Source organism: Brevundimonas sp. NIBR10 (assembly GCF_027912515.1).
GTDB lineage: Bacteria > Pseudomonadota > Alphaproteobacteria > Caulobacterales > Caulobacteraceae > Brevundimonas.
Genome location: NZ_CP115464.1, coordinates 2,698,825 through 2,723,760, shown reverse-complemented (window position 1 = coordinate 2,723,760; position 24,936 = coordinate 2,698,825). Strand labels below are relative to the sequence as shown.

Sequence of the window (24,936 nt, the reverse complement as noted above, 5' to 3'; positions counted from 1 at the left end):
GAATTCGTTTCTCTCAACGACCAAGGGGCCGTGATAGCCACCGTGAAGCTTCGGCAGCCGTTACCGCCTCGCGACACCAGCTTTACGTTCACCGGGCCATCCGCTTTGGGTCAGCCTTCCACGACTGTTCAGCCAATGACATTCGAGGTGGCCGGAGCATTTCACTGTCACTGGTCCACTCTCATCACGATTTGTGAGACCGGCGAAAGAAAACCTGTCCCGGTCCGTGTGGATGGGGGCGGCTACGTTCGTCGTTTGGACGCTGAAACCATCCTCGTAGCGAATCAGCCTGGAGGTTCGGCAGGCGACTTCGCCAAGTTCAGGAATGGACGGCTCGTTGCATTTGGCGTTCGCGATGAAACCGGAAAAGAACCTTGGCGGTATGATCGTCGGTAGCGTTCGCTGAGGTCCGCTCCTCCCCCGTAAGAGACATCTGAAGGGTCCGCTTAGGAGGCGAACGATCCCGCTCGCTCCTGAACGGCCGCTTCGTCAGGTTAATCTGACGACCATCGGACAGTTCGGACTCAAAAAATAGAGTCCGAAGAGTCCGAAGAGTCCGAAGAGTCCGGACTCAAAAGACAGAGTCCGTTGAGTCCGTTGAGTCCGTTGAGTCCGGACTCGCATTGCCCTGTGGGCGATCTGGCGATGTCAAAGACCGGTGCGAGACGAGCCTAACACACCGTGGACCCTGGGCGCGTTCGGGGGCCTCGAATTCGGTACGATCCCTTGTGCGGCAAGGGATCGGGCGGCCGAGTTATGCAACTTCGGCCGCCGCGAGCAGCCGTCCGACCACCTTGATGGCGTCCAGGATGGTGGGGTCAAAGGTCACGGCCTTCCCGGCCGCTGCCTACCTCAACCCCTTCGGCCGCATGACCCAGTCCACCTGTCAGACCGAAATAGGACGCGCGGCATCGACCACCTCCGGACTGGACCGCCCAAAGCCTTGCGGCGCTTGACCTTTGAGCCGGCATGGGCAACTAGGCGACGCCGATGGCGTGCGTTTCGACCGCACCAGCGATCGACGAATCAGGGATAGATACCGGCTTCCACCAAGGCTGAGACCATCGAGAGAGGGAGGCCCCCGCGTGAGCGACCAGACCACTCTCGACCCTGACGTCATCATCGAAGACCACGAGGCGCTGGACGAGGACTATGTCCTGACCGCCGCCTTCGTCGAGAAGGTCGTCGATGCCGCCGACGATGGCCAGGGCATGCGGCTGCGGTCGCTGCTGGAAGACCTGCACCCTGCCGACGTCGCCGACCTGATGGGCTTTCTGACGGCCGAGCACCGGGCCGTGGTCGTGCTGTGGCTGCCGCCCGAACTGCTGGCGGAGACCCTGCCGGAGCTCGACGACAACATCCGCGAGGAGGTGCTGGAGCGCGTTCCCAACGCCACCCTGGCCGAGGCGCTTCAGGAGCTGGATTCCGACGACGCCGCCGCCGTCGTCGAGGACCTGGAGGACGACCAGCGCGAGAAGGTCCTGTCGGCCATGCCGGCCGGCGACCGCGCCGCGATCGAAAGCTCGCTCGGATACGCCGAGGATTCCGCCGGTCGCCTGATGCAGCGCGAGGTCATGGCCGCGCCCGCCTTCTGGAACGTCGGCGACACCATCGACCATATCCGGCGCCAGGGCGACGACCTGCCCGAACTGTTCTTCGACATCTATGTGGTCGATCCGCTGAACCGGCCGGTCGGGGGCCTGCCCATCAGCCGCCTGCTGCGCAGCGCGCGCAGCGTCGCCCTGACCGAGATCATGGAGCCGATCAACGACATCGCCGTCGATCAGGACCAGGAAGAGGTCGCCTATATCTTCGAGAAATACCACCTGATCTCGGCGCCGGTGATCGATTCCGCCGGACGGCTGGTCGGCCAGATCACCGTCGATGACATCGTCAACATCATCCAGGAAGAGAACCGCGAGGACATCCTGCGCCTGGCCGGGGTGCGCGACGAGGACCGGGGCTCGTCGGTCACCGAGATCGTGCGCGGTCGGGTGCCATGGCTGGCGATCAACCTGTTCACCGCCGTGATCGGGGCCAGCGTCATCGGCTGGTTCGAGGGCACCATCCAGCAGATCGTCGCCCTGGCCATCCTGATGCCGATCGTCTCGGCCATCGGCGGCAATGCGGGCACCCAGGCCCTGACGGTGACCGTGCGCGCGCTCGCGACCCGCGAACTGAACAGCTCGAATGCCCCCCGGACCTTCATGCGCGAGCTGGTGGTCGGCGTGGCCAACGGCCTGATCCTGGCCCCCCTGATCGGCGTCGCCACGGCCATCTGGTTCCGGGACGAGAACTGGAAGATCGGTCTGGTCATCGGCGCGGCCATGGTGCTGAACCTGATCGTCGCGGCCACCGTCGGGGTGCTGACGCCCATCACCCTGTCGAAGCTGAAGTTCGACCCGGCCGTGTCCTCGGCGGTGTTCGTCACGGCGACGACGGACTTCTTCGGATTCCTGATCTTCCTGGGGCTGGCGACGATCGTCCTGATCTGAGGTCGGCCGCCCGCCGGTGGAATTCGGTTTGCGAACCTCGGCGCCTGCGCATAGTGGCGGCGCGGCCCTTGCTGGTTCCCTCCCCGGGCGAGCGCGTCCGTCTCGATTTGGGTCAATCCAGTGTCCGAACCCGTCATGCAGCGACTGAAAATTTCCCGCGAGGGGATCATCCTGATCAAGAGTTTCGAGGGTTTCCGGCCCCATGCCGTGCGCCGCGACGACGGCCGCTGGGTCATCGGATACGGCCACACCCTGTCGGCTCGCGAAGGCGGGGTGGTGTCGGAAGGCGATGCCGAGCTGTTGCTGCAATACGACCTGCTGCCTGTCGCCGCCGCCCTGAACGACGTTCCCTCCTCGCTGAACCAGCACCAGTTCGACGCCCTGGCCAGCTTCGTCCATTCGATCGGCCTGGACCGTTTCCAGGCGTCCGACGTGCTGTCGCGCCTGACTGCCGGTGCTCAGGGCGAGGCCGCCGACGCCATCATCGGGTGGGCCGACCCGTCGCCGGCCGATGCGGGGATGCGTCGCCGCGCCGCCGAACGCGCCCTGTTCGTCGCCGACCCGGACCGGCCGGTCGCCCTGGCCGAACTGCTGTCAGCGCCCCTGCCGCCACCGCCCCTCAGCGTGCCCGAGATCAGCGCCCCGGTGTCCGAAACCGACGCTGACGCCAACACGGTGCCCGCGGCGGAAAACACGATCCCGGCACCCGCGTCGCCCGAGCCCGAAGTCGAGACCGCAGTTGCGGACACGGCATTGATCGATCGGCCCGCAAGCGACGATCGTCCGAATGACATCGAAACCTCTCGCGTCGAGGCAGACGATTCAGCCGCCGTTCTCGAAACGCCGAGCGCTAACGATACCGGCGAAGTCCCTGCCGATCCGACCCCGGTGCTGGACGCCGGAGAGGGACCGCCCGACGACGTCACGGACGACGCCTCGCCTCTGGACGCCGACGCCATCGCGGCCGATCTGCCTGAGCCGCATCATCCCAGCGTGTTCGATCCGACGGCCCAGGCCTCCGACGATTTCCTGGCCGGTGCCGACGCCGAAGTTGCGCCCACCAGCCTGTCGCCAACCGGGACCGTTCCTGGAAGCCAGAGGTACTCGGCCTATGCCGGCGACATCGTCGGCCCCCTGCCCGGGCTGACCGCCCCCGTGCCGGGCCTCGAGCTGATCAAGCCCGTTCCGGTCGAGCCGGCCGACACCGATGGGATCACAGAGCCCGCGCCCATCGAGATCCCGACGTTTCAGCCCTCGATCGCGGCCGCCGCGCCTCAGGCTGCGGAAAACCTGCTGGTCCTGACCCCGCTCGACGAGAGTGCGATGGTGACGACGCCGCGTCTGGTCTGGCCCCACGACGAACCGACATCGAGCGACACCCCGCTGTTCGAGGATGACGGTGCCTTGCGGCTCGGCGCGCACCAGATGATCCGGCACGAGATGATCGGCGATGCGCCGCTGAAGCTCGAATGGCGCGAGACCGGCCTGTACCTCGTCATGGGCGCCTTCGGCCTGCTGTCCTTTGGCATGTCGATGGCGGCCTTCCGCAAGGCGTCGCAGGCGGATTCGGGCTCGAGCGACATCACCATCATCGCCTGGGTTCTGGCCGTCATCGGTGCCGCCTGCGTCGGGGTGTCGGCCTATAATCTGTATCGCCGCCTGGGTCGTGCCGACGACTGAAGCCACGCCTGCGATCCTTTTGCGATTTCCCGCACCGATCACGATCGGACGGGTGGCGCGCGGACGCCGCCGATCCTAAATGACGGCACGGGCCGGTTGGGTCCCGCTCCTGACCCCGCATGTCTTCGCCTCGTCCCATTTCCACCTCCCGAACCTTTTCCCAGGTGCTCGAAGACCTCGGCGGCGGCGAGAACCCGTCGCTGACGCTGGACGAGGTGGTCGAGGCCTTCGGCGATCGGGGCATCGGGGCCCTGATCCTGGTCCTGGCCCTGATGGCGCTGCTGCCGTGGCCCCCGGGCGGCAAGGCGGTGTTCGCGGCCCCCATCATCCTGCTGGCCCTGGAGCTGGCCTTTCAGCGCAACGAGGTCTGGCTGCCGCGCTGGCTGCTCAAGGCCTCGGTGAGCCGGACGGCCTACATCAAGCTGCTGACCACCCCGTTCGCGGCCCCCGGCTGGCTGAGGCGATGGGTTCTGACGCGGGAGTTCCGGATCGGCCTGGGCGGCACCCAGGCCCGCTATCACTTTGCCCGCTGGGTGCGGCGACTGGTCCGCAGGCATCCGCGCGGGATGACGGTGATCCGCGCGCTGAGATCGGCGGAGAACCTGACCCGGCCGCGCCTGCCACTCCTGAACGGGCCGGTCGCCGAGGTGCTGATGGGCATCGCGTGCGTCCTGCTGGCGATGATGATGGCCCTGCCGGTGCCGCTGGGTGACGCCCTGCCCGGCCTGGCGATCGTCTTCTTTGCCTTAGGAGTAATGCAGAAGGACGGGGTCGCGGTTCTGCTGGGCGTGGCCGGGACCGCGCTCAGCGCCGGCTATCTTTTTCTGGTCTGGGCGACGGTGTCGGAGATCGTCCATCGTCTGGCCGGCTGGGCCGTGGGGCTGTTCAACTAGGCCCGCTCAGTGCGGCGCGACGTCCGCAGGCGGCGTCGTCAGCCATGGGGCCAGCCGGAACCGGCGCGGCGGTGCCCCGACGGTCTTCAGGCGGATGAACTGCCGGGCAAAGGCGACGACAGCGCAGATCGTCTGTTCATCGAACGGCTTTGACACGGCGCCGAGGGCACCGGCGAAACCGTCCGGGATCTGTTCGGGATTGGCGGTCAGGAAGACGACGGCGGATCCGTATTCCTCGACCAGCCGCTTGGCGATCTGGGGGCCGGTCAGTCCGTCCAGCAGATTGACGTCGACCAGGGCGAGGTCGGGTCGTTCACGATCGGCGACGGCAAAGGCCCCGGCACGGTCCATGGCGCAGCCCACGACGTCGCAACCGGCGTCGGTAAGCACCATCTCCAGCTCCATCGCGAGGATGGCCTGGTCTTCCACGATCATGACCCGCAGGTCGGCTGTGCCAGCCAAAATTCGCCCCAGTCCAGACACCCGGCATACAGCCCCGAAAGCCGGTTAACATTACTCTGTCGGTTACCGAACACTTCAAACGCGCGCTTGGCGATTTGGTTCTCGCCACGCTATGAAATGCTTCGATTTCTCGACGTCCTGGAGAGGTGCATGGCCGCAGAAGCGGAAACCCGTATCGCCGAACTCCAGCGAAGAATGCTGGGCGGCTATCAGTTGCTCCAGGCGCTGGTTGGGATTCGGCTGCGCAGTGTCGACGATCCCGAGAGCCGCCGTCACCTGACCTGGCTCAGCGACGTGACCGCCGCCCTGACCCTGATCAACCGCAGAATCACCGAGGCCGGGCCGATCGATTTTTCAGGCTATCTGGAAGACGCCGTCGATTTCTGGCGACGTACGGGCACCGCCGACGCGATCCGCATCGATGTGCGCGCCGCCTCGTCCGCGATCCCGGAAAGCCATGCCCTGCCGATGGCCATCATCGCCCATGAACTGATCTCCAACGCCGTGCGCCATGCCTTCCCGGATGGGCGGCGGGGCTCGATCGCCGTGGCCTGTTCCCAGTCGCCGGACGGCGTCAGCCTGGTCGTGCGCGATTCGGGCGTCGGGGTAGTGGAGATGGTCCATGGCGACGGGCTGGCCCTGGTCGCGGGCCTGGTCGAGCATCTGGGCGGGGTGATGACGGTCGAGACGGCACCCGAGGCCGGTGTCGGCGTCCGCATCCGGCTGCCCTTGGGGCCCCAGCAACGCCACTGACGATTTGTGGGAACAGCGACCCGGGCTCTGGCAGCCCCGACGACGTCGCTTCTAGAAAATGGTCGGAGTGAGAGGATTCGAACCTCCGACCCCTGCGTCCCGAACGCAGTGCTCTACCAGACTGAGCCACACTCCGACTTGAGGCGCGGCTTATAGCGACGGGGTTTGACCCTCGCAAGCAGACTTCGCCCCGAGGCGAAAAATGTCCCGCGCTCAAGTAGCCCGAAGGGCGATAGCGCAAACAAGAATGCTCCGCGCTCAAGCCGGCTGACGGTCGCTAGCGCAACTAGAAAACCCAATGCGCTCAACTAGCCCTATGGGCGGTAGCGCAACGCAAAAAGTGCTGTTGCATCCCCCGCCCCCTTGGCGTATTCGACCGCCTCCCGCGAGCCGAGGCCCGCGGGACGCCGGACCTGCTGGGGAATGGTGTAATGGTAACACTCCGGTTTTTGGTACCGTCATTCTAGGTTCGAGTCCTAGTTCCCCAGCCATCCGCCTTCCTGAGTCGTCAGGCATCATTCGCTGCCGAGGCCATCGCCGTCAGGTGAGCCCCGACCCCTTCGATCGTCCGTTCACCCAGGGCCCGACGCCGCGCCAGCAGCTCGGGCGAGCCTGCGTCATAGTCGGCCATCAGACGACCGACGAAAGCGCCGGACCGAACCTCCGACAGCACCTGATCCATGGCGGCGCGTGACGGCTCGCCGATGATGCGGGGTCCGGTCAGATAGGCCCCGTATTCGGCGGTGTTCGATATCTTGGCGAACGCCCCGGCGATGCCGCGCTCGTACATCAGGTCGGTGACCAGCTTGACCTCGTAGAAGCATTCGAACCAGGCGACCTCGGGCGGATAGCCGGCGTTCACCAGCTTCATGAAGGCCGCGTCGATCAGTTCGCCGACGCCGCCGCACAGCACGACCTGTTCGCCGAACAGGTCGCTCTCGCACTCGGCGGCGAAGGTGGTCTCCAGAATGCCCTTCCTCCCGCACCCCAGGGCCGCCGCATAGGACAGGCCCAGGGCGTGGGCCCCGCCCGTCGCGTCCTGATGCACGCCGAACAGGCAGAAGACCCCCTCCCCGGCCTCGTACAGGTCGCGGATGCGCGGCCCGATGCCCTTGGGCGAATCCAGGATGACGTCGAGATCGGCGCGCGGCGTCACCAGGCCGAATCGGACCGACAGTCCGTGGGCGAAGATCAGGGCCGCGCCTGGCTTCAGATTCGGCTCAAGCTCGTTGCGATACAGGTCGCGGTGGGCCTCGTCCGAGACCATGAACGCGACCACGTCGGCACCGGATGCCGCTTCGCCTGCGGTCATGACTGGAAAGCCGTCGCCTTGCGCCTTGGCCCGGGTCGCCGAGCCGGCCTTCAACCCGACGACGATGTCGGTGACACCGGAGTCCCGCAGGTTCAGCGCGTGGGTTCGGCCCTGGCTGCCGTATCCGATGACGGCGACCCGCTTGCCCCGAATGATCGACAGGTCGCAGTCGCGATCGTGGAAGACGGGCAATGGATTGGGTAGTGTCTCGGTCATGGCCAACCTCATAACGCCTTCATCCGTCGTCGCCTTCTGGAAAGAGGCCGGTCCGAAAAAGTGGTACGCCAAGGACGAGGCGTTCGACCGCGAGTTCCGCGACGCTGGCCACGCCCTGCACTGGGCCGCCGCCCGGCGCGAGCTGGACGACTGGACGGAGACGGCCGAGGGTGCCCTGGCCCTGATGATCCTGCTGGACCAGTATCCCCGGAACAGCTTTCGCGGCACGGCGCACCAGTTCGCCACGGACGCGCTGGGCCTGATGTTCGCCCGACAGGCCTGGGATCGCGGCTGGCCTCAGACGTTCGATCCGGACCTGCGACAGTTCTTCGTGACCCCCTTCGAGCATTCCGAAGAGTTGACCGACCAGGACACGGCCGTGACCCTGTCCTCCGATATGCCAGAGGTCCTGAAGTTCGCCCATATCCACCGCGACATCATCGTCCGCTTCGGCCGCTTCCCGCATCGAAACAAGGCTCTGGGGCGACAAACGACAGCAGAGGAACAGGCTTTCCTGAATCAGGGCGGGTTTGCGGGGTAACCGATGATGCCGCCCGTCTCCCCGGGAATGGAGACGAGAAACGAGACAGGGCCGTGGACCAAATTCCCTGCTTCCCTTCGCACGACCCAAAATCGCTTTCAGAAAATCGTCCGCCAAGGGTTTTCAAACGCAACGGCCATAGCCACCTTGTCTGTTCCAGATCACTGCAAGGCTTTCCCATGTCTCTCGACGCCCTGTTCCGTCCGTTCACCGTCAAGTCCCTGACCTTGCCAAACCGCATCGTCATGGCCCCGATGACCCGGTCATTCTCACCCAACGGCGTGCCGACCGAGGATGTCGCGGCCTATTACCGGCGGCGGGCCGAGGGCGGGGTCGGGCTGATCGTGACCGAGGGTACGGTGGTCGAGCGTCCCGCTGCCCGCAACGACGTCCAGGTGCCCTTCTTCCACGGCGCGGCCCTGCCCGAATGGAAGAAGGTGGTCGAAGAGGTTCACGCCTCCGGCGGCAAGATCGCGCCCCAGATCTGGCACGTCGGCTCGGCTCGCGGCCAGGCCCCGGACTGGACGCCCGAGGGTCAGGTCGACAGCCCGTCGGGCATGACCGCCCCCGGAAAGGTCAAGTACGAGCCCATGACCGAGGAAGACATCGCCGACACCATCTCGGCCTTCGGCAAGTCGGCCCGCGCGGCGAAAGAGCTCGGCTTCGACGCCGTCGAGATCCACGGGGCCCATGGCTATCTGATCGACCAGTTCTTCTGGAACGGGCTGAACGGGCGCGAGGACGCCTGGGGCGGATCGACCATCGCCGACCGCAACCGCTTCGGCGTCGAGGTGGTCAAGGCCGTGCGTGAAGGCGTCGGCGAGGACATGGCCCTGATCCTGCGTCTGTCCCAATGGAAGCAACAAGATTACGACGCCAGGATCGCCGGCACGCCGGACGAGATGGCCGAATGGCTCAATCCCCTGTCCGAAGCCGGGGTCGATGTCTTCCACTGCTCGCAGCGCCGCTTCTGGGAACCGGAGTTCGAGGGCTCCGACCTGAACTTCGCCGGCTGGGCCAAAACGATCACCGGCAAGCCGACCATCACCGTCGGCTCTGTCGGTCTGGACGGCGAGTTTCTGGCCGCCTTCGCAGGCCAGGGCTCGAAGCCCGCCTCGCTCGACGGTCTGCTGGAACGGCTTGAGCGCGACGAGTTCGACCTCGTCGCCGTCGGTCGCGCCCTGCTGGCCGATCCGCAGTGGGTCGAAAAGGTCCGCGACAGCCGTCACGATGACCTGAAGGACTTCACCCGCGAGGCGCTGGGCGTGCTTTACTAGGCGTCGCGCGCGCGGTGGTTCGTGGCTGGTGGTTGTTGATTGAAGCCGGTCGACCTCAGCCACTAATCACGAGCCCCTAAGCACCGATCACGTCCCCATGCTCCTCCCCGTCGCCATCACTACAGCCTGGCTCAGCCTCATCATCGGGGCGCGTTATCTGCTGGTCGCGGGCGGGGTCTGGTGGCTGCTGTGGGGTCGGGCGAACGATCTCGGCCGCCGCCTGAACCGGGATCGGCCGTCGCGCAAACTGATGCTGCACGAGGTCCGCTACTCGCTGCTGTCCACGCCGATCTACGCCTTGCCCGCCGCGATCGCCCTGGAGGCCTGGAAGGCGGGCGGCACGAAACTGTATCTCGATCCGGCGGCGTATCCGCTGTGGTGGTTGCCACTCAGCTTCGTCCTGCTGCTGATCGTACAGGACACCCACTACTACTGGACCCACCGGCTGCTGCATCACCGGAGCCTGTTCCCCTGGGCCCATGCCGCCCATCACAGGGCCCGCGACCCCAGTCCCTTCGCCAGCTTTGCCTTCGATCCGGCGGAAGCGGTGCTGACCGCCTGGCTGCTGCCGGTACTGGCGTTTGTGGTCCCGTTGAACATCTGGATGCTGGCGGTGCTGTTGACCGTGATGACGGCCAGCGCGGTCATGAACCACTGCGGCTGGGAGCTCTGGCCCGACCGCTGGGTGCGATCAGGCCCGGGCAGCCAGTTCATCACCGCCACCCACCACAGCCGCCATCACACCCACATGAAGACCAATTTCGGCCTGTTCTTCCGCGTCTGGGACCGCCTGTGCGGCACCGATGCGATGCCTGAAATCAGGGACCAGCCCGGCCTCAAGTAACGCGACTGCGCGGTAGCCGACTAAGTTGCCGGCTCGACGACGACTGCCGTGCCATAGGCCAGCACCTCGGTGATGCCCGGCATGATCTCGTTGGCGTCATAGCGCATGGCCAGGATGGCGTTGGCGCCCTCGGCCTCGGCGTGCCGGATCAGTTCGGAGAAGGCCTCCTGCCGCGCCATCTCGGCCAGCTTCACATAGGCCCCGACGCGGCCGCCCAGCATGGACTGCAGGCCACCGACCATGTCGCTGAGCGCGTTTCGCGACCGCACGGTGATGCCGCGCACCACCCCGATGTGGCGCACGATGCGATGGCCGGCGATGTCATTGGTGGTCGAAGTCAGCATGGTCAGATCCTCTCCAGAACGCGGAAGGTAAAGCCGTGGTCGTCCTTTTCGCCCGCATCGTGCCGCTCTTTCTCGGTCTCCTGAAACCGGCTTTCGTCGAAGGTCGGGAACCAGGCGTCGCCTTCAGGCGAGGCGTCAACCTCGGTGATATAGAGCCGCTTCGCCTTGGGCAGGACCGCCTCGAACACCCTGGTGCCGCCGATCACGCAGACCTCGTGGACGTCGTCGTCGACGGCGGTCTCGCGGGCGATGTCGATGGCCTCGTCCAGGCTGGAACAGACGACCGCTCCCTTGGCCTTGCCGCTTTCCTGATAGCTGAGGTCTCGCGTCAGCACGAGGTTCAGCCTGCCGGGCAGCGGCTTGAGCGGCAGGCTTTCCCAGGTCGACCGCCCCATGATGCAGGGCTTGCCCAGGGTCACGGCCTTGAACCGTTGCAGGTCGGACCTCAGCCGCCAGGGCAGGTCGCCGTCCACGCCGATCACGCCGTTCCTCCCACGCGCGACGACAAGGGCGATGGCGGGGACGATCATGGGGCAGCTCCGGTGGGCGGGCGCAGCGTCATCCGCTGCGCCCGATCCTGCTTAGGCGTCCGGGTCCAGCACTTTCAAGCGGAACAGCAAACCGCCGATCGCAGCACCGACCAGCGGCGCCACGATGAACAGCCACAGCTGGCCGATCGCCGTCCCGCCTGCGAGCACCGCCGGGCCGAAGCTGCGGGCCGGATTGACCGAGACGCCGGTCACCTGGATGCCGACGATGTGGATGACCGCCAGGGTGATGCCGATGGCCACGCCCGCGAACGGCCCGTGCGCCTTCTCGCCCGTAACGCCCAGGATCACGACCACGAAGATCGCCGTCATGACGACCTCGAAGATCAGCGCCGCGTGCATTCCGTATTCGCCCAGATAGCCCGGCCCCCAGCCGTTCTGACCCAGGTTGCTCATCCCCGTCTTGGCGATCAGCGACAGGATGAAGGCGCCGATCAGGGCGCCGATGACCTGGGCGACCCAGTAGACGAGCATGTCCCTGGCCGACATCCGCCCGGCCATGAAGGCCGCGAAACTGACCGCCGGATTGACGTGGCATCCCGACACCGGCCCGATGCCGTAGGCCATGGCCACGATGGCGAACCCGAAGGCCAGCGACACCGCCAGCTGGTCGAACGGCGCGGGACCCAGCACCGCCGCCCCGCACCCGAACAACACCAGAACCATCGTCCCGACCAGTTCGGCCGAAAACTTCTTCACCATGACGCCCTCCCGAGGCATGTCGTCCGCAGTCGTGCAGACTCAGCGGTCAGGATGCGCCGGATCTTATGGTCAAGCTAGATCAGAAAACGACGTTCTCCGGCTCCAGCCAGCGCAGCCATTTGCGTGCCATCGCCGTCTCCAGATCGATCCCGACCCGGTCGCAATAGATCAGCAGCATCCCCAGCACATCGGCCGCCTCATTGCCCAGAGCCTCCGCATCCGCTGTCCCTCGCGCCCTGCCCGACATCCGCAGATGCTCGGCGGTCAGCTCGCCCAGTTCCTCCTGTAGCTTCAGCAGCGCCCAGTCACCTGCCCCCGCCTTGTCGCGATCGATGCCGTGCTCGCGGGCGTAGATATCGGAGATTCGGGTGACGTCGGCCGACAGCGATTTCAGATGCACCGGCTCCGCCTCAGACCGCCACCGCCGCCTTGATATGCGGCCATGGCGTATAGTCGCTCAGCACGAAATCGGCGGCCTCGAAGTCGAACAGGTCGGTTCTCGACGCAATGGTCATGGTCGGCAGGGGCAGGGGCTCGCGGGTCAGCTGCAGCTTCGCCTGATCCAGGTGGTTCAGATACAGGTGGGCGTCACCGAGGGTGTGGACGAAGTCGCCGGGCTTCAGGCCCGTGACCTGGGCCATCATCATCGTCAGCAAGGCATAGGAGGCGATGTTGAACGGCACGCCCAGGAAGACGTCGGCCGAGCGCTGATACAGCTGGCAGCTGAGCTTCCCGTCGGCGACGAAGAACTGGAAGAGGCAGTGGCAGGGCGGCAGGGCCATGTCCTCGATGTCGGCGGGGTTCCAAGCCGAGACGATGTGGCGCCGGCCGTTCGGATTGGTCTTCAGGCCTTCGATCAGCCGGGCGATCTGGTCGATGCTCTCGCCGTTCGGGGCGGCCCACGACCGCCACTGCTTGCCATAGACGGGACCCAGCTCGCCCGCCTCGTCGGCCCATTCATCCCAGATCGAACAGCCGTTGTCCTTGAGCCAGCGGATGTTGGTCTCGCCGCGCAGGAACCACAGAAGTTCGACGATGATCGACTTCAGGTGCAGCTTCTTGGTCGTCAGCAGGGGAAAGCCCTTCGACAGGTCGAAACGCATCTGACGCCCGAAAACGCCCAGCGTCCCGGTGCCGGTCCGGTCGCCGCGTTCGACGCCGTTGTCGAGGATGTCCTGGAGCAGGTTCAGATACTGCCATTCCGGGTGATCAGCGGAGGCTGTTTCGGACTTCAGATCGGCATGGGAGAGGGCGACGGTCATGGGGGGAGGATGCCTGTGATTCGCCCGGTTGGCACGGCAGCGATTCGGTTGCCCACAAGGGAGTGGTGGCTGGTGGCTGGTGGCTGGTGGCTGGTGGCTCGAAGTTCGCAAGTTCGAGGCGGCGGACAAGCCGTCTCCTCCCTGTCGCGAAGCGATGGGGAGGTGGCAGCGAGCCTCTTGCGAGCTGACGGAGGGGGCGACTCGGTGCCCAAGATGAGGGCTGCGGGACGCACCTCGATCGCTGCGAGAGTCCTCATCGGTCAGACCCCGTCGCCCCCTCCGTCACGGCGCTGAAGGAGCGCCGCGCACGGGGAGGAGATTCGTTCAATCCCCGACGAAATCCTGGGCGAATTCCGGGGTGTCGCCGTCCTCGATGGGGTCTTCGTCGTCGGCGTCCATGCCGCGCGAGGGGTCGGGCACCTCGAAGCCGGTGGGAAGGGACAGGTCGAGCAGGCCGGCGGCCTTCATCTCGGCGGCACCGGGCAGGTCGTGGATGTTGGCCAGGCCGAAATGTTCGAGGAAGCGGTCGGCGGTGGCATAGGTGACCGGTCGACCGGGGGTGCGGCGACGACCGCGCAGACGCACGAACCCCATCTCCAGCAACAGGTCCAGGGTGCCACGCGAGATGGAGACGCCGCGCACGCTTTCGATCTCGGCGCGGGTGACCGGCTGGTGGTAGGCGATGATGGCGAGGGTCTCGAGCGCGGCTTTCGACAGGCGGCGGGGTTCCTCGCGCTCCTCGGTCATCAGGAAGCCGAGATCGGGGGCGGTGCGGAACCGCCAGCGGTCGGCGACGCATTCCAGCTCGACCCCCCTGCCCGCATATTGGGTTTGCAGATCGGTGATGGCGGCGGCGACGTCGGCCCCCTCGGGCAGGCGGCGGGCGATCTCGACGAGGGACAGGGGCCCGGCCGCCGCGAACAGCAGGGCCTCGACCCGGCGGGCCATCTCGATCTCGTCCGGTTTGAAATCGAGGGTCATGGCGTCAGCTCCAGCGCCTGACCCAGACCGCGACGCTTGAGCCAGACGTCCTCGAAGGACTGCTCCTGACGCACATCCATGGCCCCCTCCTTCACCAGTTCCAGGCTCGCAGACAGAGTGGAGGCCAGGTAGCTGGCCTGGGTCGGGCCGTCGCCCGTGGCGTCGCGTTCGGGGGCCACCCGATCCAGCGGCGTCCAGTCAGACAGCCTGGGCAGGACGTCGCGCAGCCAGTCGCGCGCCGCCTCCAGCCCGAAGGCTTCGACCCGCTGGCCGGGATTGTAGTGACGCGCCTGTTCGCGGCGGCGCTGGGTCACATAGGCGCTCATCAGGTCGTACAGGCTGGCGTCGATGCGGTCGGACGGGACGATAACCGTGGCCTGGGGGTCGCCGCGGGTGAAGACGTCACGCTTGAGCTGGGGGCGGCTGGTGATCGCCTCGACGGCGGTGCGCATGGCCTCCAGCTTCTGCAGGCGGAAGGCGAGCGCGGCGGCCATCTGTTCGGCGGGGGGTTCGTCCCCCTTGGCCTTCTCCGTGCGGGGCAGCAGAAGACGCGACTTCAGATAGGCCAGCCAGGAGGCCATTACCAGATAGTCGGCGGCGAGCGAGAAGTTGCGGCGACGCGCCTCGTGGACGAAGGCCAGATACTGTTCGGCGAGGCGGGTGATCGACAGTTTGAGAAGGTCGACCTTCTGGGTGCGGGCCAGGGCCAGAAGGACGTGAAGCGGGCCTTCATAACCGTCCAGATCGACCACGAAGGCCTCGCCCGCGTCGATCTGTTCAACGGCGGTGAAGTCCAGGTTGGGCTGGAAGGCCTCGGTCATGGATCAGGCCTGCGCCTCCGCCACGTCCGGGCCCCTTGCGGCGTCGAGGCGGCCGGCGAGCATGGCGTCGAGGCGGTCGCGGGCCTCGACGGGGTCCAGGGGCTCGGGGGTGTGGACGATGCGGGCCAGGGCGGCGGCGGCACGGCGGGCGGCCCCGCCTTTCAGCTTGCCGACACCGTCGGCGACCTGGCGCATCTGATCCATGTCGCCGTTCCAGTGGATGACCAGATCACAGCCGGCCTTGAGCGACTTGGCGGCGCGTTCGGTCAATGTGCCGCTGAGCGCGTTCATGACGAGGTCGTCGGACAGCAACAGGCCCTTGAAGCCGAGGGTCTCGCGGATCAGGCGGATAGCCTTTTTCGACTGGGTCGCTGGCCGTTTGGCGTCGATGGCGGTGAAGACGATGTGGGCGGTCATGCCGATGGGCATGTCAGACAGGGCCTTGAACGGCGCGAAGTCCCAGGCGTCGAGGGTGGCCAGGTCCGCGTGGACGGTCGGCAGTTCCTTGTGGGTGTCGCCGAACGCGCGGCCGTGGCCGGGCATGTGCTTGATCACCGGCAGGACGCCCCCGGCCAGAAGCCCCTCGGCGGCGGCCCGGCCCAGCTGGGCGACCAGCACCGGATCGCGGGCATAGGCGCGGTCACCGATGATGTCGTGGGCGCCGGGGGTCGGCACGTCCAGAACGGGGGCGCAGTCGATGTCGATGCCGACGGCCTTGAGGTCATGGGCCATGAGCCGGGCACCCAGCCGAACCAGTTCACGGGCGGCGAGCGGATCGTTGGTCGCCTTCAAGTACGCGTCGGCGGGCGGGTATTTGGCCCAGTGCGGCGGGCCCAGACGCTGGACCCGGCCGCCCTCCTGATCGACCAGGATCGGGGTCTTCGGGTCATCGACGCTGGCGCGCAGGGCGGCGGTCAGGGCGCGGACCTGATCGGGGGTGTCGATGTTCCGGCGGAACAGGATGAAGCCCCAGGGCCGCTGTTCGGCGAAGAAGGCGCGCTCGTCCTCGGTCAGGACGTGACCGGCGCACCCGTATATCGCCGCCGTGCGCACCTAGCGGACCAGGCAGTCGTCGCCGGCGGCGCGGATGGCCGCACAGAAGGCCTGGGCCCGCTCGCGGCTGAGGCCGGTGAAGGTGGTGCGATAGACGGTCGATCCGTTGGACGCCGTCACCTCCTGCACCCGTTTGGCCGACCCGCGCGAGAATTGCGGGAACCGGGCGGCGACGGCGGCGAACTCGCGGTCGGCAATGGCAGTGGTCGAGAAGGCGCCGATCTGGACCGCCGAGGTTCCTGTCGCGGTCGAGGCGGCGGGGGCCGGGCTTGCAGCCGGGGCTGTCGGCGTCACCGGGCGCGGAGCGGGTGTGGTGGTCTTCGCGGGCGGCGCGGCCGGCAGGGTCGCCGTCGGTGCAGGCAGAGGCTGGGGCGTCGGGCGGGGCTGCACCTCTTCGGGCGGCGGGGTGAAGGTGGGCGCGGTACCCGGGGCCTCGGCACCGTCGCGATAGACGTCGATCCCGGCCTCGGCGTCCACCGGCTGGGCGTCCACCGGGGCTTCAATCTTGAGGTTGCCGACGGGGGTGCCGACGGCGGGCGGCACGTCGTTGGAGGCGCGCAGGCCCGAGCGATAGAACAGCACCACGGCGACGATCAGCACGACCAGAACCACGCCCGAGATGATCAGGGTGACCGGCGGGGCCTTGGTCGGCGGCGTGCGACGGGCATCGAAGCCGCGATTGAACGGCAGGTCGTCGTCGGTCGGCGGCGTATAGGCCCCCCGGTCGCGGCCGTCGGGTCGTTGATCGTCGTGGGACATGGCGTGGTCTCTGAAGGCGTCGCGCGAATCACGCGCGATTGGGCATCCTAACCCCTGAGCGCGCACAGACGAATCACAGTTGGCGGCGTGACCGCGCCGGGGCCAGTCTGCGTTGCTCATCGGTGGCGAAGCGGTCGGTCATGCCGGCGATATAGTCGCAGACGGCGCGAGCGCGCCTCGGCCCGTCGTCCAGTCGCGCCCGGCTCGACCATTCGGGCGGCAGCAACTCCGGATCCGTCATGAACCGCTCGAACAGAGCCGCCACCGTGCGCCGGGCCCGGGCGCGGGAGCGGTTGACGGTCGCATGGCGATACATGCGCTCGAACAGGAATGCCCGCAGGACCCCCAGGTCCGCCATCATGGCGTCGGAGAACTGCACCTGGGTGCGGCCGGCGCGGCGGACCGCCTCCACGCTGTCGATGCCGTCCTGGGCCAGGCGGCGCGATGTCTCGGCCAGGACATCGTCGACCATGACCCCGATCATCCGGCGCACGGCCTCGTAGCGGGTCATTCGGGACGTCAGGACCGGCCAGTCGGCACGAACCCCGGCGACCACCGGGCCGATCAAGGGAAGGGTCGCCAGATCGTCGAGCGTGAACAGGCCGGCGGACAGTCCGTCGTCCACGTCGTGGTTGTTGTAGGCGATATCGTCGGCGATCGCGGCGGCCTGGGCCTCCAGCGAGGCGAAGCCGTCGAGTCTCAGGTTCCAGTCAGGCCGACCCTCGGCATAGTCGGCGATGGCGCGCCAGGCGGGTTCATCCAGCCGGTGGCTGACCGGGCCATTGTGCTTGACGATCCCTTCGACGGTCTCCCACGTCAGGTTCAGGCCGTCGAACGCCGGGTAGCGGCTCTCCAGCCGCGTCACGATGCGGAAGGTCTGGACGTTGTGATCGAAGCCGCCCCATGGGGCCATCCGGACCTTCAGTTCATCCTCGCCTGCGTGGCCGAACGGCGAATGGCCCAGGTCGTGGGCGAGGGCGATGGTCTCGGCCAGATCCTGATCAAGGCCGAGCGCGTGGGCGAGCGACCGCGCGATCTGGGCCACCTCCAGGCTGTGGCTGAGGCGGGTGCGGTAATGATCACCCTCGTGGGCGACGAAGACCTGGGTCTTGCCCTTCAGCCGTCGAAAGGCCGTGGAATGGATGATCCGGTCACGATCACGCGAGAAGGCATTGCGGGTCCGGCTCGGTTCTTCGGGCGTCAGACGGCCTCGCGAGGCGGCGGGATCCTCGGCATAGAGGGCGCGGAACGCGGGCGTGACGGCGGTGAACGGGCTCAATCGATCGCTTCGATGACAGGGCGGTCTTTCGCTATGGACCGGCGCGCCTCATATAGACAGCCGTGAGCACCGTCCAACCCACCGCCCCGTTCAAGCTTCAGGTCGCCCGGCGCGCGCCCGAGGGCATCGTGCTGTCCGACACGGCGGCACGACGGCTGGCCCGGCTGGCCGAGGCCGAGGGCCATCCGGTGATGCTGCGGGTCGCGGTCGAGGGCGGCGGCTGTTCCGGCTTTCAGTATCGGCTCGACCTGGTCGAGGCGGCAGAGGCCGACGACCTGCTGATCCAGACCGACGGCCAGACGGCCCTGGTCGATCCGGTATCGGTTCCGTTCCTGAAGGGGTCCGAGATCGCCTACGTCGACGAACTGGCCGGTGCCCAGTTCGTGGTGCGAAACCCGAACGCGGCGACCAGCTGCGGCTGCGGGGTCAGCTTCTCCATCTAGGTGCGGTCGATTAGGGTATCGCCTAAACAGGTCTTGACCTTAGCCTGATCGCTAATTAGCTTCTAGCCTTATGAACACCCTGTTCAAGGCCCTGTCGCATCCGGTTCGTCGGCGCATCATCGAGATGCTGCGGCCCGGGCCGATGGCGTCCGGGGATATCGCGGCGGCCTTCGACATGAGCTGGCCGACGATCACGGGGCATCTGAATGCGCTCAAGGAGGCCGGTCTGGTCAGTCCCGAGCGGGAGGCCCAGACGATCCGCTATCGGCTGGAGATATCCGCCGTCGAGGAGGCGCTGGCCTTCCTGATGGACATCGCCGGGACCGGCCAGACCGCAACGCAAGCCCAGGAGGATCCCGCCAAATGACCCGCCCTCGCCTTACCCTGCTCGACACCGCCACCGTGGTGATGATCGCGGTCATCGCCATCCTCGCTGTCTGGGTCGCCGTTGCGGGGCCGACCGGACCGATCGCCATGCATTTCGACCTTGAGGGTCGTCCCGACCGATGGGGTGATCGACGCGAGATGGCCGGGTTGCTCGCCTTCATGACCGCGATGACCGCGCTGACGGCCGGTGCCATGAGCTGGTACGCCAGACGATCGGATGATCCCTCGCGGCGACGTGGCCTGGAGATCGGGCAGTTGATCGCATTGCTGGCGATCGGCGGCACCACGGCGATCCTGTGGACGGCCATACTGGGCCAGAGCTCCGTGGGTGCCGGGGCGGAGGCGACTACGGGCTGGACCATGGCGCTGATGGGCGCGATCTTCGTGGCGACGGGTGCCTTCCTCGGCCGGGTCGCACCCAATCCCCTGATCGGGGTGAGAACGCCATGGTCGTTCAAGAGCCGCCGCGCCTGGGATCGGTCGAACCGCCTGGCGGGCCGACTGTTCTTCTGGCTGGGGCTGGTCACCTTGATCGCCGCGCCTCTCGTTCCTCAACCGGCAGGCTTCGTGACCTTGACGGCCGCCGTCCTGATCGCCGCCGCCTGGTCCGTGTTCGAAAGCTGGCGCGTGTGGAAGAGCGACCCCGACCGCCAGCCGTTCTGATCTATCCCACTTGAACTCGGAGACCTTCGATGCTGACCCTGCTGATCGCGGGCGCGATGGCGCTCGCCCCCCTGCCCGCCTCTGTTCAGAGCGAGACGCCCTTGGCTCTCACCGGCATGCCGACACTCCACGGCACGCTGCGGACGCCCCATATGGACACCCGGGCCGTGGCGGTGATCCTGCCGGGTTCCGGCCCCACGGATCAGGACGGCAACAGCCTGAACAACGGCACGCCGTTGCAAGTGCGGGCGGCGACCTATCGCCTGCTGGCCGAGGGCCTGGCGGGACAGGGCGTGGCGACGTTGCGGATCGACAAGCGCGGCATCGGGCAGAGCCTGCTGGCGGGCGGCGATGAGCGTTCGCTGCGGTTCGACGCCTTCATCTCCGACGCCCGGGCCTGGGCCGTCGAGGCGGCGACGCGAACCGGCCGGCCCTGCGCCTGGTTGATCGGACACAGCGAGGGTGCCCTTGTCGCGTTGGGCGCTGTTCGGGAGCCGGACGACAGGATCTGCGGCCTGGTCCTGCTGGCACCCGCCGGCCGCCCCGCCGCCACGGTGATCGCCCAACAACTGGCGGGCCTCCCGGAGCCGTTGAAGGCCCAGGCCATGGCGGGGCTGGCCGACCTGGTCGCCGGGCGGGAGACGGCGAACATCCCCGGTCTGGAAAGCCTGTTCCGGCCGTCGGTCCAGCCGTATCTGATCTCGTGGTTCGCGCTCGACCCGGCCGGGCTGGCGGCGGCCTATTCGGGGCCCGTGATGATCGCGCGGGGTACGACGGACATTCAGGTCGCGGCCGCCGATCTGGACGCTCTGGCGGCGGCCCGGCCGGATGCGACCGTGGCCCGGTTCGAGGGGGTCAACCATGTGCTGAAAATCGCGCCTGCCGACCGCGCCGGCAACATCGCGACCTATTCCGATCCGGACCTGCCGCTCGCGCCCGGCGTTGCAGAGGCGGTCGGCGACTTCATCCTGGGTCACTCCCCCGAGCGGTGATCCAGTTCGGCCCGCGCCTCATCGGCGAGGGCGAAGAAGCGGTCGCGGACTTCGGCCGAGAAGGGGTTGTCGCGTTCGATGGCGCGGAACACGGCCGGGCTGTCGTGGCGGACCATCTCCACCGCCTGCATGATCCGCTCGAAACTGGTCGTGGTCATGCGGGTCGGCAGGGGCTCCATGGCCAGCAGGACGCGCGCGATCAGGTGGGTCAGGCCCTGGACCACGGCGGCTTCGCGGTCGTGATCCTCGGCCGAGACGCGGAAGACCCTGAGCTTCAGCGCCGAGCGACAGAAGGCGGCGACGCGGCGGGCGGCGCGGTCGTCCCGGACCGGGCAGACGGCGATGCGGTGACCGGCGACGCCGTCCTTCGCGCTCTGTGGGCCGAACAGGGGGTGAAGGCCGACGAGGCTGATGCCAGCAGGCAGGCGCTCGGTCATGACCCGACTGGGCAGGACCTTCACCGAGCCGACGTCGAGGACCAGGGCGTCGGGCGTCAGGTGCGTCGAGATCGCGTCGCAGGTCTCGGCCAGGGCTTCGACCGGCACGGCGAGGATTACGACGCGACAGGCCGCGGCTGTGGCCAGGTCGGTCAGGACGACCGTGCCCTCCCCCTCTTCGGCCGCTGGATCGTGGGCGATGATATCGAACCACAGCGACAGATGGCGCGCGGTCAGCCGCCCGAAGGCGCCGTATCCGATCAGGCCGAGCCGGGGTTTCACGCCGCCAGGGTCTCCTGGAAGCGGACGGGGCGGCCCGCCGCCTTTGCGGCCAGTTCGCCATCGCGCATGACCATCTTGCCCCGAACCATGGTCCCGACGGGCCAGCCTTTTGCCTCGAAGCCGTCGAACGGGGTCCAGCCCGAACGGGTGGCCATGTCGGCGTGGACGATGGTGCGGCGCGCCTTCAGGTCCACCAGGGTCAGGTCCGCGTCATAACCCTCGGCCATCCGCCCCTTGCCCGCGATACCGAAGACGCGGTTGGCGCCGGCGGAGGTCAAGTCGACGAACCGCTCGATCGACAGCCGCCCCTCGGCGACATGGGTCAGCATCACCGGCACCAGGGTCTGCACCCCCGGCATCCCCGACGGCGAGGCCGGATAGGGCCGTGCCTTCTCTTCCAGCGTATGGGGCGCGTGGTCCGAACCCAGCACGTCAGCGACGCCGTGGGTGATGCCGCGCCAGAGCCCGGCGATATGCGGCGCGTTGCGGATCGGCGGGTTCATCTGGGCCAGACCCTTCAGGCGTTCGTAGGCCTCGTCGCCGTCCAGGGTCAGGTGCTGGGGAGTCACCTCGACGGTGGCGACGTCCTTGTTGTGGCTGAGGAAGTCGATCTCCTCGGCCGTCGTGACGTGCAGGACGTGGATACGGGCCCCGGTCTCGCGCGCCAGCTTGACCAGGCGGCGGGTGGACATGATCGCGCTCTCGGCATCGCGGACCTCCGGGTGGCTGGTCCAGTCGCCGGTGCGGGCCAGGGGGCGGCGGTCAGCCAGGCGATACTCGTCCTCGGAATGGAAGGTGGCACGGCGCTTCACGTGCTTCAGCACCTCGCGGACCCCGTCGTCGTCGGCGACCAGAAGCGTGCCGGTCGAGGCCCCCATGAAGACCTTGATCCCGCAACAGCCGGGCAACCGCTCCAGCTCGCCCAGATGCCGCGCATTGTCGTGGGTGCCGCCGATGTAGAAGGCGTGATCGGTCCACATCCGGTCGCGGGCGCGGTTCAGCTTGTCGGCCAGGGCGTCGGGATCTGTGGTCGCCGGCTCGGTGTTGGGCATCTCGAACACGGCGGTGACGCCGCCCAGGGCCGCAGCGCGCGACCCGGTTTCGAGATCTTCCTTCCACTCCAGGCCGGGCTCGCGGAAATGGACCTGGGTGTCGATGACGCCGGGCAGGACGGTGAGGCCGGTCGCATCGACGATCTCTTCGGCCGAGGCCTGGGACAGGTCGCCGACCTTGACGATGCGGCCGTCGGTGATGCCGACGTCGGCCATGCCGCGACCGGCGTGGTTGACCACCTCGCCGCCCCGCACGATCAGGTCGTAGGTTTTCGCCATGCCGCCGCTCCTCGCTATGCCGGGACCGGTTAAGGCGTCGCGGGCGCTTGCGCCAGTATCTTCCGCGCCGCCTTCAGCACGCGTTCGGCAGGCAGGTCCATCATGTGCTGGATGGCCTGGTTCAGGCGGGGGTCCAGTTCACGGAACTCGGCGAGGGTCCGGGGGCCCCGGACGGAGACCCCGCCCCATGGCCCGACGACCGTCTCGTCGGACGGACCATAGACCCCGATCGAAGGGACGCCCGCCGCGACCGCGAGCTGGGTCCAGATCGAATCGGCCCCGATATAGAGCGAGGCGTGCGTCAGGGCGGCGGCCGTCTGGAGCGGGGTCAGGCGGCCCTGAGCCTCGATCACCCGGGTCCGCGCGACGGACAGGCGGATGGTGTGGACCAGTTCGCGATCGACCTCGTCGCCGACGATCAGCAGCCGCCCCCCGGCCAGCTGACCGTCCGGCCCCAGCAGGGCGGCGGCAATCTTGGAATAGCGTTCGGCGGGCCAGCATTTGCCGATCCAGTCGGTGCCGGGACCCACCGCCAGGATCGGCCTGTCGTCCGGTTTGATCAGGGCGTCGGCGGCGGCGCGCGTTGCATCGGAGACGAACAGATGCGGGGCCGGAACCTCGTCCAGGGTCAGGACGTCGGCGGCCTGTTCCACGGCGTGGCGACCGGGTTTGGCCTTGCCGCGCACGGCCCGCTTGTCGCGCCGCAGCCGGGTCGAGATGGCGGTGCCGCGCATGTCGACGATCAGGTTCCATTTGGTGTCGCGGACCTGGTTCCACAGGCCGATCCAGTCCAGTCGGCCTTCGGTCTCCAGCACCAGCAGCCGGTCGAGGCGTGGCATGTCGGCGAACAAAGGCGCGGTCTGGGGCGAGCCGACGATGGTGAAGCGCGCGTTCGGCATCGACCGGGCCAGATAGGCCGGCACGCCCGAGGACAGGACGGCGGCTTCCGGGTCGGCCTCGGCGATGTACAGAATCGAAAAACGCGCGGGCATGGACGGACCGTATACGGATTCTCGCGTCGGTTCAGCGTCTGGTTGACCGAAGGGAATATCGGTGATCTTTGATCGGTGAGCGGTTGGAGGGAGCCCGGATGTCGAGATCGATCGTTGTGACGATGCTGGCGGCGGCGGCGCTTCTGGGCGGCTGCACCAGCTATGGCGCGCGGCACTATCCGCCCGGCTGCCCTCAGTCCTCCGCGCCATGGCCGCCACCCGCACCCCTGCCGCCTCCCCCGCCGCCGCGGCTGTAGGGCGTCCTCGCGTATCGTGCCGGGTCGCCCTATCTAGCGACCATGACGCACATCGCTCGCCTCGACAGTCGTTCCCTGATCCGGGTCGCAGGGCCCGACGCCCGGCCCTTCCTGCACAGCCTGCTGACCCAGGACGTCGACACGCTGAAGGACGGCGAGGTGCGGTTCGGGGCTTTGCTGTCGCCGCCGGGACGGCTGCTGTTCGACCTGTTCCTGATCGGCGAGGCGAATGCGGTGCTGCTGGACGTTGCGGCGGAGCGGCGCGAGGCCCTGTTGCAGCGATTGTCGATGTACCGGCTGCGCGCGCAGGTCGAGGTCACCGTCGATGACCGGCCGGTGTTCGCGAGCTGGCCGGAGGCCGCGCCGGGATTCGTGGTCGATCCACGACTGAGCGCGCTCGGCGGGCGGGCGCATGGCGGTGTTGTGGCCACGACCGCGACCGAGACGGACTACACCGCGCATCGACTGGCGCTGGGGGTGCCCGATCCCTTCGGCGACGCCGGGTCGGATCGCACCTATCCGATCGAGGCCAATTTCGACCTACTGAACGGGATCGATTTCGCCAAAGGGTGTTTTGTCGGTCAGGAGACGACGTCGCGGATGAAGCGGCGCGGGGCGATCAAGAACCGGATGCTGCCCCTGGCCTTCGACGGCCCTCCCCCGGCCTTCGGGGCCGAGGTGCTGAACGGCGAGCGACGCGCGGGCGAGGTGATGGGCGGCGTTAGGAACGCGGCGATCGGCCTGATGCGGCTCGACCGGTCGCAGGGCGAGCTGACGGTCGACGGCCGGCCTGCGCGGGCGTGGCGGCCGGACTGGATGCCGGAGTGGCAACCGCCCGAGGCGTAGGCGCGGCCAGGCCGAACATGACGGCCAGCCGCTCGCGCTTGCGGATCAGGGCGTCGCGAGCCAGGGCGGCGGCCTTGGACGCAT

28 protein-coding genes and 2 tRNA genes are annotated in these 24,936 nt (G+C 67.6%); 14 read left to right on the top strand and 16 right to left on the bottom strand.

What is annotated here, in order from left to right:
- Positions 1-1,085 precede the first annotated feature (1,085 nt).
- The 3 genes from mgtE to O5K39_RS13400 all read left to right on the top strand — a co-directional run bounded on the left by mgtE (position 1,086) and on the right by O5K39_RS13400 (position 5,068).
- Positions 1,086-2,495 carry a magnesium transporter gene (gene mgtE, locus O5K39_RS13410; protein ID WP_271144119.1) on the top strand — a complete coding sequence of 470 codons (1,410 nt, stop codon included), beginning with the start codon at positions 1,086-1,088 and terminating at the stop codon, positions 2,493-2,495.
- Positions 2,496-2,630: 135 nt separating this feature from the next.
- Positions 2,631-4,175: a glycoside hydrolase family protein gene (locus O5K39_RS13405; protein WP_271144118.1), complete on the top strand. Its 1,545-nt coding sequence runs from the start codon at positions 2,631-2,633 to the stop codon at positions 4,173-4,175.
- Positions 4,176-4,339: 164 nt separating this feature from the next.
- Positions 4,340-5,068, top strand: a complete 729-nt coding sequence (locus O5K39_RS13400) for an exopolysaccharide biosynthesis protein (RefSeq protein WP_271144117.1) — start codon at positions 4,340-4,342, stop codon at positions 5,066-5,068.
- A 6-nt stretch (positions 5,069-5,074) separates the two neighbouring features.
- Here the strand turns inward: O5K39_RS13400 and O5K39_RS13395 are convergent, their stop codons facing one another.
- Positions 5,075-5,530: a response regulator gene (locus tag O5K39_RS13395; RefSeq protein WP_271144116.1), complete on the bottom strand. Its 456-nt coding sequence runs from the start codon at positions 5,528-5,530 to the stop codon at positions 5,075-5,077.
- A 150-nt stretch (positions 5,531-5,680) separates the two neighbouring features.
- On the opposite strand from O5K39_RS13395, the gene O5K39_RS13390 reads away from it, so the two are divergent.
- A complete protein-coding gene (locus O5K39_RS13390; RefSeq protein ID WP_271144115.1) occupies positions 5,681-6,283 on the top strand; it encodes a sensor histidine kinase in 603 nt (200 codons plus the stop codon).
- 59 nt (positions 6,284-6,342) lie between these two features.
- Here the strand turns inward: O5K39_RS13390 and O5K39_RS13385 are convergent.
- Positions 6,343-6,419, bottom strand: a tRNA-Pro gene (locus tag O5K39_RS13385).
- 281 nt (positions 6,420-6,700) lie between these two features.
- Between O5K39_RS13385 and O5K39_RS13380 the strand changes: the two genes are divergently transcribed.
- A tRNA-Gln gene (locus O5K39_RS13380) sits at positions 6,701-6,774 on the top strand.
- Positions 6,775-6,791: 17 nt separating this feature from the next.
- Here O5K39_RS13380 and ilvC read toward each other — a convergent pair.
- Positions 6,792-7,811 (bottom strand): ketol-acid reductoisomerase, encoded by a 1,020-nt coding sequence (gene ilvC / locus O5K39_RS13375; RefSeq protein WP_271144114.1) that lies wholly within the window; start codon positions 7,809-7,811, stop codon positions 6,792-6,794.
- Here ilvC and O5K39_RS13370 point away from each other — a divergent pair.
- The 3 genes from O5K39_RS13370 to O5K39_RS13360 all read left to right on the top strand — a co-directional run bounded on the left by O5K39_RS13370 (position 7,810) and on the right by O5K39_RS13360 (position 10,473).
- Positions 7,810-8,352: a DUF924 family protein gene (locus tag O5K39_RS13370; protein ID WP_271144113.1), complete on the top strand. Its 543-nt coding sequence runs from the start codon at positions 7,810-7,812 to the stop codon at positions 8,350-8,352. The two genes, ilvC and O5K39_RS13370, sit on opposite strands and share 2 nt — an antisense overlap.
- A 179-nt stretch (positions 8,353-8,531) precedes the next feature.
- On the top strand, positions 8,532-9,629 hold the full coding sequence (locus O5K39_RS13365) for an NADH:flavin oxidoreductase (protein WP_271144112.1): 1,098 nt from the start codon (positions 8,532-8,534) through the stop codon (positions 9,627-9,629).
- Positions 9,630-9,726: 97 nt separating this feature from the next.
- A complete protein-coding gene (locus tag O5K39_RS13360; RefSeq protein ID WP_271144111.1) occupies positions 9,727-10,473 on the top strand; it encodes a sterol desaturase family protein in 747 nt (248 codons plus the stop codon).
- Between the two features lie 20 nt (positions 10,474-10,493).
- On the opposite strand, the gene O5K39_RS13355 is transcribed toward O5K39_RS13360, so the two are convergent.
- The 10 genes from O5K39_RS13355 to O5K39_RS13310 form a co-directional block, all read right to left on the bottom strand.
- Positions 10,494-10,817, bottom strand: a complete 324-nt coding sequence (locus O5K39_RS13355; RefSeq protein ID WP_271144110.1) for a YbjQ family protein — start codon at positions 10,815-10,817, stop codon at positions 10,494-10,496.
- Positions 10,818-10,819: 2 nt separating this feature from the next.
- Positions 10,820-11,347, bottom strand: coding sequence for a dihydrofolate reductase (locus O5K39_RS13350; RefSeq protein WP_271144109.1), 528 nt, complete (start codon positions 11,345-11,347; stop codon positions 10,820-10,822).
- 51 nt (positions 11,348-11,398) lie between these two features.
- Positions 11,399-12,067 carry an aquaporin gene (locus O5K39_RS13345; protein ID WP_271144108.1) on the bottom strand — a complete coding sequence of 223 codons (669 nt, stop codon included), beginning with the start codon at positions 12,065-12,067 and terminating at the stop codon, positions 11,399-11,401.
- Between the two features lie 79 nt (positions 12,068-12,146).
- Positions 12,147-12,467 (bottom strand): phosphoribosyl-ATP pyrophosphohydrolase, encoded by a 321-nt coding sequence (locus tag O5K39_RS13340; RefSeq protein WP_271144107.1) that lies wholly within the window; start codon positions 12,465-12,467, stop codon positions 12,147-12,149.
- Positions 12,468-12,477: 10 nt separating this feature from the next.
- On the bottom strand, positions 12,478-13,329 hold the full coding sequence (locus O5K39_RS13335; RefSeq protein WP_271144106.1) for a thymidylate synthase: 852 nt from the start codon (positions 13,327-13,329) through the stop codon (positions 12,478-12,480).
- A gap of 324 nt (positions 13,330-13,653) precedes the next feature.
- Positions 13,654-14,310 (bottom strand): SMC-Scp complex subunit ScpB, encoded by a 657-nt coding sequence (gene scpB, locus O5K39_RS13330; RefSeq protein ID WP_271144105.1) that lies wholly within the window; start codon positions 14,308-14,310, stop codon positions 13,654-13,656.
- The gene (locus tag O5K39_RS13325; RefSeq protein WP_271144104.1) at positions 14,307-15,131 is read right to left on the bottom strand and encodes a ScpA family protein; all 825 of its coding nucleotides are present in this window, start codon (positions 15,129-15,131) and stop codon (positions 14,307-14,309) included. The genes scpB and O5K39_RS13325 overlap by 4 nt, the downstream gene beginning before the upstream one ends.
- A gap of 3 nt (positions 15,132-15,134) precedes the next feature.
- The gene (gene nagZ, locus O5K39_RS13320; protein WP_271144103.1) at positions 15,135-16,184 is read right to left on the bottom strand and encodes a beta-N-acetylhexosaminidase; all 1,050 of its coding nucleotides are present in this window, start codon (positions 16,182-16,184) and stop codon (positions 15,135-15,137) included.
- A complete protein-coding gene (locus O5K39_RS13315; RefSeq protein ID WP_271144102.1) occupies positions 16,185-16,943 on the bottom strand; it encodes an SPOR domain-containing protein in 759 nt (252 codons plus the stop codon).
- A gap of 73 nt (positions 16,944-17,016) precedes the next feature.
- Positions 17,017-18,222 (bottom strand): deoxyguanosinetriphosphate triphosphohydrolase, encoded by a 1,206-nt coding sequence (locus O5K39_RS13310; RefSeq protein ID WP_271144101.1) that lies wholly within the window; start codon positions 18,220-18,222, stop codon positions 17,017-17,019.
- A gap of 125 nt (positions 18,223-18,347) precedes the next feature.
- On the opposite strand from O5K39_RS13310, the gene erpA reads away from it, so the two are divergent.
- The 4 genes from erpA to O5K39_RS13290 all read left to right on the top strand — a co-directional run bounded on the left by erpA (position 18,348) and on the right by O5K39_RS13290 (position 20,707).
- Positions 18,348-18,665, top strand: a complete 318-nt coding sequence (gene erpA / locus O5K39_RS13305; protein ID WP_271147159.1) for an iron-sulfur cluster insertion protein ErpA — start codon at positions 18,348-18,350, stop codon at positions 18,663-18,665.
- A 70-nt stretch (positions 18,666-18,735) separates the two neighbouring features.
- The gene (locus O5K39_RS13300) at positions 18,736-19,032 is read left to right on the top strand and encodes a metalloregulator ArsR/SmtB family transcription factor (RefSeq protein ID WP_271144100.1); all 297 of its coding nucleotides are present in this window, start codon (positions 18,736-18,738) and stop codon (positions 19,030-19,032) included.
- On the top strand, positions 19,029-19,715 hold the full coding sequence (locus O5K39_RS13295; protein ID WP_271144099.1) for an SdpI family protein: 687 nt from the start codon (positions 19,029-19,031) through the stop codon (positions 19,713-19,715). The genes O5K39_RS13300 and O5K39_RS13295 overlap by 4 nt, the downstream gene beginning before the upstream one ends.
- A gap of 29 nt (positions 19,716-19,744) precedes the next feature.
- Complete coding sequence (locus O5K39_RS13290; protein WP_271144098.1) at positions 19,745-20,707, top strand: alpha/beta fold hydrolase; 963 nt, start codon at positions 19,745-19,747, stop codon at positions 20,705-20,707.
- On the opposite strand, the gene O5K39_RS13285 is transcribed toward O5K39_RS13290, so the two are convergent.
- The 3 genes from O5K39_RS13285 to O5K39_RS13275 are packed head-to-tail and all read right to left on the bottom strand — an operon-like array spanning position 20,689 to position 23,749.
- On the bottom strand, positions 20,689-21,426 hold the full coding sequence (locus O5K39_RS13285; protein WP_271144097.1) for a prephenate dehydrogenase: 738 nt from the start codon (positions 21,424-21,426) through the stop codon (positions 20,689-20,691). The two genes, O5K39_RS13290 and O5K39_RS13285, sit on opposite strands and share 19 nt — an antisense overlap.
- Entirely contained in the window at positions 21,423-22,757 is a 1,335-nt protein-coding gene (locus O5K39_RS13280) for a dihydroorotase (protein WP_271144096.1), read from the bottom strand. The genes O5K39_RS13285 and O5K39_RS13280 overlap by 4 nt, the downstream gene beginning before the upstream one ends.
- Positions 22,758-22,786: 29 nt before the next feature.
- On the bottom strand, positions 22,787-23,749 hold the full coding sequence (locus O5K39_RS13275) for a glycosyltransferase family 9 protein (RefSeq protein ID WP_271144095.1): 963 nt from the start codon (positions 23,747-23,749) through the stop codon (positions 22,787-22,789).
- A gap of 98 nt (positions 23,750-23,847) precedes the next feature.
- On the opposite strand from O5K39_RS13275, the gene O5K39_RS13270 reads away from it, so the two are divergent.
- Both O5K39_RS13270 and O5K39_RS13265 read left to right on the top strand, forming a co-directional pair.
- A complete protein-coding gene (locus O5K39_RS13270; protein WP_271144094.1) occupies positions 23,848-24,006 on the top strand; it encodes a hypothetical protein in 159 nt (52 codons plus the stop codon).
- A 42-nt stretch (positions 24,007-24,048) separates the two neighbouring features.
- Positions 24,049-24,852, top strand: a complete 804-nt coding sequence (locus tag O5K39_RS13265) for a folate-binding protein (protein ID WP_271144093.1) — start codon at positions 24,049-24,051, stop codon at positions 24,850-24,852.
- Positions 24,853-24,936 lie beyond the last annotated feature (84 nt).